Here is a 10,273-nt window from a genome sequence, read left to right on the forward strand (position 1 = left end):
GGCCATGTCGGGTGTTGCGCGATAGCGCCAGCCACGTGCTCGCATTCGCGCTGCGGCACTTCCCGACCTAATATAGGCCATGCCATCGGCGGCACGGGGCCTTCCATGATGATCGATCCGCCAGTCTTGCCATGTTGACGCGCAGAGCCTTCCTGCTCGGCGGTGCGGGCGCTGCCGGTGCGCTGGTGATCGGATGGGCCTGGCTGCCGCCGCGCCAGCGCCTGGCGGGCGGCGAGCCGCTGGCAGCGCGCGACGGGCAGTTTGCGCTGAACGGCTGGGTCAAGGTGGCGTCCGACAACACCGTCACGGTGGTCATGAACAAGGCCGAGATGGGGCAGGGCGTGCATACCGGCGCGGCGATGCTGCTGGCCGAGGAGATGGAGGCCGACTGGTCGCAGATCCGGGTCGAGCCGTCGCTTATCGATAACCTGTACAACAACATCGAGGGCGTGGTCGCCAACCTGCCGTTCCGGCCGGACGACAAGGGGTGGCCCAGGCGCGCCGCCGAATGGTTCACGCGCAAGGGCGTGCGCGAGGTGGGCTTGATGTTCACCGGCGGCTCCACCAGCATCAGGGACCTGTGGAATCCGATGCGCGAGGCCGGCGCCGCCGCGCGCATGATGCTGTGCGCGGCAGCGGCGAAGCAGTGGGACGTCAAGGCCGAAGCGTGCCGCGCGCAGGCCGGCAAGGTGGTGCATCCGTCGGGGCGCAGTGCCACCTTCGGCGAACTGGCCGCCGCAGCCGCGCGTGAGCCCTTGCCACGCAAGGTCGAACTGAAGGACCCTGCCAGCTACAGGCTCATCGGCACCCGCGCGGCGCGCCTTGATGCCCCTGCCAAGCTCCACGGCAGAGCCAGTTTCGGTATCGACGTGGTGGCGGACGCGATGGTCTACGCCAGCGTGCAGATGTGTCCGACGCTGGGCGGCACGCTGCAGGGATCCCCGCCCGACGACGTAAAGAAGTTGCCCGGCGTGCTCGACCTGGTCACGCTCGCTCCGCTGCATGGCGGCAGCGGCGGCGTGGCGGTGATCGCCAGCGATGCGTGGATCGCGATGCAGGCGGTGGAGAAGGTCCAGTGCAAGTGGGACGAGGGTGAGGCGGCGAAGCTGTCGAGCGACGGCATCCGCGATACGCTGGTGAAGGCGCTCGACGCTTCCGGCCCACGTGTCTGGCACGAGCATGGCAACGGGCGCGCCATGAAGCAGGGCAAGCCCGCCATCCAGGTCTTGTACTCGGCGCCTTATCTCGCTCACGCCGCGCTGGAGCCGGTCAACTGCACGGTGCTGGTCCAGGAGGACCGCGCCATCGTGTGGGCTGCCACGCAGATGCCCGGGCTGGCTCGCCGCTGCGTGGCGAAGACGCTCAGGCTGGACACGGACAAGGTCGAGCTGCGCCAGCAGTTCATCGGCGGTGCCTTCGGGCGCCGGCTCGAAGTCGACTTCATCTGCCAGGCGGCCGCCATTGCCGCCAAGCGCAAGGGCGTGCCGGTGCAGACGATCTGGTCGCGCCCCGAGGACATGCGGCATGACTTCTACCGTCCGGCCAGCGTGTCGCGCTTCGAGGCCTGGCTCGACGAAAAACGCAAGGTCATCGCCGTGCGCAATATCTCGGCCAGCCAGTCAGTGCTGGAGGGCGTCGCGAAGCGCAACTTCGGCCTGCCCGACATCTTCCTGTCGCGGCTGGACAAGTCCACGGCGGAGGGCGCCTTCGACCAGGCTTATGACTGGCCGGACGTGTGGGTCGGCCACCAGACCGTGGACCTCGCCATCCCCGTGGGCTACTGGCGCTCGGTGGGGCATTCGCACCACGCCTTCTTCATGGAGAGTTTTGTCGATGAACTGGCGGTGGCAGTCGGGGTGGACCCGCTCGACTACCGCATGAGCCTGCTCAGGGGCGAGCGCCAGCGCGCGGTGCTGGAGCAGGCAAGAAAGATGTCGGGCTGGGGCCAGCCCTTGCGCAAGCAACCTGGCGTGGTGAAGGTGGGGCGCGGCGTGGCCCTGCACGAGTCGTTCGGCAGCGTGGTGGCGCAGGTCGCCGAGGTGTCGGTAGGCAACATGGGGCAGGTCCGCGTGGATCGCGTGTTCTGCGCCATCGATTGCGGCATGCCGGTCAACCCGACCCTGATCGAGCAGCAGGTCGAGGGCGGCATTGTGTTCGGGCTGTCGGCAGCGCTGTGGCAGAAGATCACGCTGGAGCGAGGCAAGGTGAAGGAGGACTACTACACCGCCTTTCCGGCCATGCGCCTGCGAGACTGCCCGGACATCCAGGTACACGTGATGCCTTCGACGCGCCCGCCACAGGGCGTGGGCGAATCCACCACGCCGCCGATCGCCCCGGCGGTGGCGAACGCCTTGTTCCATGCGACCGGCGAGCGCCTGCGCGACCTGCCGCTAATGAAGACCCTGCCGCCTTCCGGAGCCTGCGATGCCAGACCATCAGATCAGTGTCAACGGTAAGAGTGTCGACGTCCGCTCGGACGGCTGCACGCCGCTGTTGTGGGTGCTGCGCTGCGAGCTCAAGCTGACGGGCACCAAGTTCGGCTGCGGCGTGGGGGTGTGCGGCGCCTGCGCGGTGCATGTCAACGGCAAGATGCTGCTGTCGTGCCAGCACCAGGCGAGCGAGATGGAAGGGAAGAAGATCGTCACCATCGAAGGACTCGACGGCCCCGAGGCCAGCGCCCTGCGGGCGGCCTGGCTGAAGCACGAGGTGGTGCAGTGCGGCTACTGCCAGAGCGCGCAACTGATGGCGGCGAGCGCGCTGCTCAAGCGCACCCGGAATCCGAAGGAGGCGGAGATCGCCGACCAGATGAGCTGCGTGATCTGCCGGTGCGGCACGTACACACGGATCAGAAGGGCGATTGCGGAAGCGATGGGGATGTTGAGGGGGTGAGGGCGTAGGGGGGGCATTGGAAACGGCTGGCACTCGCGCAAACATGCGCGAGTGCCCCGATCCTTGCTGGCGAGCTGGAAGTCTTAGGGGGAAGGCGATGAAACATTCCGGGTCAGCACCAGAGTCGCTATATCCGGGTGGTTCGCAAGCTGCGGCCGATGCTGCCGGCTCCGCGACGATCGCTTCCGCGCCTGCCGCGACCGGGCGCATGGAACTCTACACCCAGAGAACCATGGTGAACTGGCTGAGCCCGCTACAGCTGCCGTTCACCGCCATGCGCGTTGCCGTGGCGATGGCAATCGGCGCCTTTGCCGACCAGCGCATGGTGCAGGCGGCACTCACCACGCTGAATCCGAATCCACCGCTGCCGGTGCCCGCTGACGAACACGGCGGTGTCTGGGTCGACTATCTGGCCGACACCGGCGACGGTTGGGACTCGACCTACTCCATGGCGTTGTGCGTCAGTCACGCGGTGACGCTGCGCGACCAAGGCGTGACGCTGCCGCGGGCAAAGGTGCTGCTGCTGGGTGGCGACCAGGTGTATCCGACCCCTGCCCATGAGGGCTATCGGACCCGCTTCGTCGATCCCTTCCGGGCGGCATTCCCTGCGCCGGTCGAGACCGCACACCCCGTATACAGTGACCAGCCGATCAAGTTGCCGGATGCGCCGTGGATGGTCGCCACGCCTGGCAATCACGACTGGTACGATGGCCTGCGTGGCTTTGCCCGCCTGTTCTGCAGCGGCAAGCCAGTGGGCGGCTGGGAGACACGCCAGCGCACTGGCTACTATGCCTTGCAGTTGCCCGACGGCTGGTGGATCTGGGGCCTGGACCTGCAACTGGAATCGGAAATCGACCGACCGCAGCGCGAGTACTTCCAGAAGATGCACACGGCGCTGCAGCCTGGCGACCGCGTCGTATTGTGCGCGCCGGAGGCCAGCTGGATTGACGAGATGGAGCGCGTGCGCCGCGGCGAGCGGCGGGCCGTGCCTTCGATCGAGGCCAAGACGCCGCGCTTCCGGAGCCTGAGCGAGATCGAGGGGATGCTGGGCGACCGGCTCGCGCTGGTGCTGGCCGGCAACTCGCACCACTACGCGCATTACGTGCCGCGAGCGGGCACGGCGGGACCGCATCGCATCACCTGCGGAGGCGGCGGCGCATTTCTTCACGGCACGCACCTGCTGCCAGATCCGCCGAGGCCTATCGTCGTGGGCCCGGCCAGACAGTTCTACGAGCTGAAGTCAGCGTATCCGGAACAGGCGGTCTCCCGGCAATTGCGCAATCGTGCGTGGCAGCTGCCTGCGCGCAACCTCTCGTTCTGTGCGCTGGTGGCGGTCCTGTACTTGCTGTTCGATTGGATCATTCAAAGCGCGAGCCTGGTATCTGTTCCCGGGCGCGATCAACGCAGCTTCGTCGACAGGCTGGCCGGCCTCGAAATGACATTCGGGAATACCGGCGAGGTGTTCCATCAACTGTTCCGGGTCATGGCGCACAGTCCGGCGTCGGTGGTGTTCGCAGCGGCCATTGTCTTTACTTGCGCTGCGCTGTCGACCAGGGATGTCAGGCGCGGCGTCCGGCTCGCGTGCGTTGTCGGCGGGTTGCACGGGCTGCTGCACCTGGCACTGGCGGTCGCGCTGCTATGGCTCGTCTTGCGCCTCAACTTCCATGTCTTTGGCGCGGACAACGCGCCCCCCGTGTTGCTGTTTCTGGTCGAGGCCATGCTGCTGGGCGGCGCCCTCGGCGGCCTGCTGTTTGGGGTCTGGATGGTGTTGGGCAATGCCCTGTGGCGTCTGCACCCCGAGGAGGTGTTCTCCTCCCAGCGCATCGCCGATTACAAATGCTTCCTGCGGATGCGGTTCGAGGGTGGGCAATTGACGATCTACCCGCTCAAGCTGGAGAAGGTCTGCCGGCATTGGAAGCTGGGCGAGGGCGTCAAGCAACTGGCGAAGGTCAACAGCACCTGGCGCGTGCGCGCGCAACCCGGCGCGGCCGGCCCTCGCTTCGTGCCTGCAGACGGCCAGGTATCGCCGCCGGAGGCGGTGCGGATGATCGAGGAGAAGCCAATCATCATCCAACGACAGGGAGCGTCATGATGGGCAATACGCTTGCCTACGACGTCGTCGTCATCGGCAGCGGCTTCGGTGGCGCGGTCTCGGCCTGCCGGCTGGCGCAGGCCGGCCGCAAAGTGCTGGTGCTGGAACGCGGCCGGCGCTGGAGCCCCGCGACTTACCCGCGCGACGAGAGCGACCCCTGGCTGTGGAACCAGGAGCGCGCCAACCGCTTCAATGGCTGGGCCGATATCCGGACCTTCTCCGACGTATGGGTCATCGCCGGGGCCGGGGTCGGCGGCGGCTCGCTGATCTATGCCAACGTTTCCGTGGAAGCCAAGCCGGAAGCGTTCCAGCAGGGCTGGCCGAAAGAGGTTACCTATGCCGGCCTGCAGGCCCACTATGAGGAGGTCGGGCGCATGCTCGCGGTGAGCGAAGTGCCGGATAACCAGTTGAGCGAGCGGACGCGGCTGTTGCGCGAGGGCGCGGAAGCCTGCGGATGGGGCGGGCGCTTCCGCAAGTTGCCGCTGGCGGTGACGTTTTCCGAGCATTGGGATCCCACACGGCAAGACCCCCGCGATGACCGTCATTCACAGACATTCCTGAACCAGCACGGCAGGTTGCAAGGCACTTGCGTTCACTGCGGCAACTGTGACGTGGGGTGCCAGGTATCGGCCAGGAATACGCTGGACCTGAATTACCTGGCGGTGGCTGAAGACAATGGCGCCGAAATTCTTCCGTTGCACCTGGTAGACCGGCTGGAGCCCCTGCAGCAGGGCTGGCGCGTAGGCTTCAGGAAGATCGATCCGGCAAACGAAACGACGAGCCCTGGCACAGTCACGGCCGCCAGGGTGATACTGGCCGCCGGCTCTATCGGCAGCACCGAGCTTCTGCTGCGCTGTCGGGACGAACATCGCACCCTGCCCGGGCTTTCGCCGCGGTTGGGACATGGCTGGGCGCACAATGGCGACTTCGTGACGCCGGCCTACTATGCCCACAGGACGATCTCTCCGTCTCATGGCGTAACCATCTCCGCCGCGATCGACCTGCTGGACCACAGCGGCCCGAACGGACAGGCGCTCTTCGTGGAGGACGGCGGAATCCCTAATCTCGCAGGCAACTTCATTCGGCGCCATATGAAGCGAACGCGTTCCCGCAAGCTGCGCGCCGTGTGGAAGGAGGTCGGGGGACTGTTTGACGACGGCGACCCGGTCGAGCAGATGATGCCCTGGTTCGGGCAAGGCGTGGACCCTGGCGATGGCCAACTGAGGCTGGGCCGCACGTGGTACGCACCGTGGCGCCGTGTGCTGCGGCTCGACTGGTCTTATCAGGCCTCGGTGGCCGTCATCGAGGCCATGATTGCAGCCCATACGCAGCTCTCGGCAGCGACTGGCGGAGATCCGTGGGTGCCGCTCACCTGGCGACGGTGGCACAACCTGATCACGCCGCACCCGCTGGGCGGCTGCAATATGGGGACCTCCGCCGCGGACGGAGTCGTCGATGCATGGGGCCGGGTATTTGGCTACCAGGGACTGTATGTCATGGACGGTGCGATCGTCCCGCGTCCGCTCGGCCTTAACCCTTCGCGCACCATCGCGGCGCTCGCGGAGCGCAATGTGGCGATGCTCTTGCGCGAGCAGGATTGAATCTCCTCGCCGACCATGGACCATCGACACCTTCAATCCGGCACGCTGTGGCCGGCTGTCTTGCACCGGACGGCGCACGCCCAGCAGAGCGGGGCATTGTGCCCGATCGAAACTGCCCAGGTGGCGATCGAAGACGGCGGCATGCGGTTTCTGGTCCGCCAGGTATCGAGCCTGGCTCGCAAGGACAAGGCACACACGACGAGCAGCGCCGGGGGCAATCCATTCCTGCCCTATGACCCGGAACTGTTTGTTGCGGATATCTCCGACACCCATGTAGCCTTGCTCAACAAGTTCAATGTCATCGCGCATCATCTGCTCATCGTCACCCGGCGCTTCGAACCGCAGGAATGCCTGCTGACCGTGGCTGACTTTGAAGCGCTGCTGGCTTGCATGGCGGAGTTCCCGAGCCTGGGTTTCTACAACGGCGGGGCCGCCGCGGGAGCGAGCCAGGCCCACAAACATCTGCAGATCGTGCCGTTGCCGTTCGCCGAGGGTGGCCCGGCGCTGCCAATTGACCCCTTGCTGGCGTCGGCGCGGATCGCCGGCGCCATCGGTACCGTTCCCGGCCTGGCATTCGCGCATGCGTTCGCGCCGCTGGATCTGTTTGCTGCACCCGTCGAAGAGGTGGCGCGCACGGCGTGCGAGCGCTACCGCGCGCTGCTTGATGCGGTTGGGGTGCGGGCGGTCGGTGTCGAGGGCGGGCTGCACCAGTCGGCGCCGTACAACCTGCTGGTCATGTCCGCAGGGCTGTTGCTGGTGCCAAGATCCGGGGAGTGCGTGGAAGGCATATCGGTCAATGCCCTGGCGTTCGCCGGTTCGCTTTTCGTCCGGGATGCAGCGCAGATGCGGACCATTGAGGGCCTTGGCCCGATGCGTCTCCTGCGGCGAGCGGCGGCAGCCGCAGGGCAGGGCGGGGCAGCCGCCTAGCTGCCCCTGACGCGACCCTACGCGGCCTGATTCGCAGCCGGCTGCCGCGCGGCCGCTTTCTGCCCGGCATGCTTGCTGCGCCGGGTTGCACGCAGCACCAGCAGCACCACTGGCAGGATCAGCACGCCCTTGATCAGTTCCGGGTCCAGCGGGAGGTGCACCGCATGCAGCGCCTTGAGCCCCGTACCCGCCAGCGACAGCACGTAGTAGGAAATGGCCGCGACCGACAGGCCTTCGACCGCGTGCTGCAGCCGCAGCTGGCTGCGCGCGGTCTGGTCCATGCCTTCGAGCAGGCGCGTGGTGTCCTGCTCCTGCGCCAGGTTGACGCGCGTGCGCAGCAGGTCGAGCGCGCGCGCCACGCGGCCGGCAAACTGCTCGTGCCGCGCCCAGACCGACCTGCACGTCTCCATGGCAGGCGCGAAGCGGCGCTCCATGAATTCGGCGATGGTCGGTATGCCTTCGATGCGCTCTTCACGCAATTCCTGGATGCGCGCCAGCACCAGCTTCTCGTAGGCGCGCGACGCGCTGAAGCGGTTGCCGGATTCCGCCAGTGCCTCGATGCGGACCGCCAGGTGCGTCAGCCGCCCCAGCAACTCGGCATCGTGGCGGCCGCCCTGGCTGGTGTCCATGCTGCGCATCAGCGGCGCGAGCGAACGCTGCAGGTTGTCCACGCTGCGGCCCAGGTCACGCGCCACCGGCAAGGCCAGCAGCGCCATCATCCGGTAGGTCTCGATTTCATACAGCCGCTGCAGCAGCCGTCCGCCTTGCACTTCGCGGAAGCCGTTGTCGATGACCAGGAAGCGCGAAAAGCCGTCGGGCGGGATGGTCCAGTCGCAGAACACCTCACCGCCGCCCAGCACGTGGCTGCCCGCCAGGATGGGGCCGTCGATCCATTGCCTCACGTTGTCGCGGGCATGGGCCGCGGCCTCGCCCGAGACCAGTTCCATGCGCAGCGCCACCAGGCGTTTGCCGGCGAAGCTGTCGAACCAGTCGGCCGGGATATGGGAGGTGGCCAGGTCGGAGAAGTAGTCCGCGTCACCACGGCGCGCCACGAACGTGAAGGTGGAGAACTCGGTGTGCCGCTCCCACTTCAGTTGCTTGTCATCGCCCCATCGTCCTGAATAGTGGGTCACGCCGTCGGCCGGGTCTTCCTGCCCGGTCAGCCGGCACAAGGAGGCCAGCAAGGCATGGTGAACGGCGGTATCGCCGTCGGCATAGATGGCGAAGTGCGTCAGCGAGGCGGAGCCGCCGATGCGCAGGAAGGGGCGGGCATGCAGTTCGCGCGCAAGGCTGTCGCGCAAGGGGTGGTCCATGATCGGCTGTGGCATAGGTCGTCAACGTTTTTGGCCAGTATGCCCGAGGGCCAATAATTAAGAAAAACGCGTAATATTGATCTGTTGCTTCAGTTTTTCTGATACCAATGAAAGCGCTTGACCTCGATGTGCTGGCCATGATGGTGGCGGTTGCCGATACGGGCAATATTTCCCGTGCAGCGGAACTCGTGCACCGGTCGCAGTCGGCGGTCAGCATGCAGATCAAGGCGCTCGAACAGGCTTTGGGCAAGCCACTGTTTGTGCGCAAGCCGAGAAACGTGGTGCTGACCCTGGAAGGCGAAGTACTGCTGGGCTTCGCGCGCCGCATGCTGGCCCTGCGCGACGAGGCCTGGGCGGCCGTGGTCCGCCCCGACGTGACCGGGCGCGTGGTGCTCGGCATGCCGGACGACTATGCCTCATCCCTGCTGCCCGCGATCCTGAAGAAGTTCTCGGCGACCTACCCCAAGGTCGAGATCCAGGTCATTGGCTTGCCGAGCGTGGCCCTGGCGCCCATGGTCAAGGACGGATCGGTCGACCTGGTCTGCGCAACGCGAGTGAAGGGGTTGTCCGGCGAGTTCATCCGGTTGGAACCGATGGTGTGGGCCGCATCGCCGGGGGCGCACGAAATCTGGAACGAGCGGCCGCTGCCCATTGCCGTGTTCCAGTCGGGCAGCGTCGCCCGCGACATTGCGATCCGCAGCCTGGAGCAGGCCAGGATCGCCTATCGCATGTCCTATGAAAGTCCCAGCCTGCTCGGCCTGCTCAGCATGGTCGAAGCGGGACTGGCAGTGGCGCCGCTCGCGCGATGTGCAGTCCCGGCGCATTTCACCATCCTTGGCCAGGCCCACGGGCTGCCCGAGCTAGCCGGGCTGGAACTGGTGCTGGCGCGCAGTGCAAAGTCGAAGCGGCCGCCTTGCGACTTCCTCGCTGAACAGATCCTGTCCGAGTTGCAGCGCTGGCAAGCTTAATGTGGCGATTGCCCTCGTCGGCAGGTCTTGGTCGGCGTGATCAAGTGACAAAAGAGGCTCTTCGAAGTTCTTTTCAAAAACGCTTGCAAGGCAGGCATCCAGGCATTAATATTCGCCCCCTCGTTCGCAAGGCACCGCGCAGCGGGGCTGGGAAAGACTGGCAAGGAGACTTGCCAGGATTAACTCGACTCGCAAGAGTGAGCCTCCCAGGATAAAGAATTTCTCGAAAATGATTGATTAATCGCAGGAACTTCTTTATGGTCTCGTTTCTCCGCTGCAGACAAAACGCAGCAACGCAAACGGCAAAGCCGGATGCGGCCCGAAAGGGCGGGCTCTTTAACAATCAAACAACCGATAAGTGTGGGCGCTTGATAACGGATGCGGAAGACTTCGGTCTTTTAGCTTTACAAGTTATACAGTGCTCGCACAGCAAAACGTGACTGGATCTTCGGATCTGGTCAGTCAGTTTTCTGAGAGTGAGCG

7 protein-coding genes are annotated in these 10,273 nt (G+C 65.8%); 6 read left to right on the forward strand and 1 reads right to left on the reverse strand.

The features are described 5' to 3' along the window. The first annotated feature begins 131 nt into the window (after positions 1 to 131). From AC3WVS_RS21345 to AC3WVS_RS21365, 5 genes are all read left to right on the forward strand, one after another. Positions 132 to 2,456 (forward strand): xanthine dehydrogenase family protein molybdopterin-binding subunit, encoded by a 2,325-nt coding sequence (locus AC3WVS_RS21345; RefSeq protein WP_492320255.1) that lies wholly within the window; start codon positions 132 to 134, stop codon positions 2,454 to 2,456. Further along, complete coding sequence (locus AC3WVS_RS21350; RefSeq protein WP_492320256.1) at positions 2,425 to 2,889, forward strand: (2Fe-2S)-binding protein; 465 nt, start codon at positions 2,425 to 2,427, stop codon at positions 2,887 to 2,889. The genes AC3WVS_RS21345 and AC3WVS_RS21350 overlap by 32 nt, the downstream gene beginning before the upstream one ends. A gap of 208 nt (positions 2,890 to 3,097) precedes the next feature. Next, positions 3,098 to 4,981: a preprotein translocase subunit YajC gene (locus AC3WVS_RS21355; RefSeq protein WP_492320257.1), complete on the forward strand. Its 1,884-nt coding sequence runs from the start codon at positions 3,098 to 3,100 to the stop codon at positions 4,979 to 4,981. Continuing rightward, positions 4,978 to 6,582 (forward strand): GMC oxidoreductase, encoded by a 1,605-nt coding sequence (locus AC3WVS_RS21360; RefSeq protein WP_492320258.1) that lies wholly within the window; start codon positions 4,978 to 4,980, stop codon positions 6,580 to 6,582. The genes AC3WVS_RS21355 and AC3WVS_RS21360 overlap by 4 nt, the downstream gene beginning before the upstream one ends. A gap of 15 nt (positions 6,583 to 6,597) precedes the next feature. Beyond that, positions 6,598 to 7,509, forward strand: coding sequence for an ATP adenylyltransferase family protein (locus tag AC3WVS_RS21365; RefSeq protein ID WP_492320259.1), 912 nt, complete (start codon positions 6,598 to 6,600; stop codon positions 7,507 to 7,509). 17 nt (positions 7,510 to 7,526) lie between these two features. Here the strand turns inward: AC3WVS_RS21365 and AC3WVS_RS21370 are convergent, their stop codons facing one another. Then, positions 7,527 to 8,822, reverse strand: a complete 1,296-nt coding sequence (locus AC3WVS_RS21370; RefSeq protein ID WP_492320260.1) for a DUF3422 family protein — start codon at positions 8,820 to 8,822, stop codon at positions 7,527 to 7,529. Between the two features lie 107 nt (positions 8,823 to 8,929). Between AC3WVS_RS21370 and AC3WVS_RS21375 the strand changes: the two genes are divergently transcribed. Continuing rightward, positions 8,930 to 9,790, forward strand: a complete 861-nt coding sequence (locus tag AC3WVS_RS21375) for a LysR substrate-binding domain-containing protein (protein WP_492320261.1) — start codon at positions 8,930 to 8,932, stop codon at positions 9,788 to 9,790. Positions 9,791 to 10,273 lie beyond the last annotated feature (483 nt).

The sequence above is a fragment of the Cupriavidus sp. CPT47-8839-RL05A genome, from assembly GCF_058792255.1.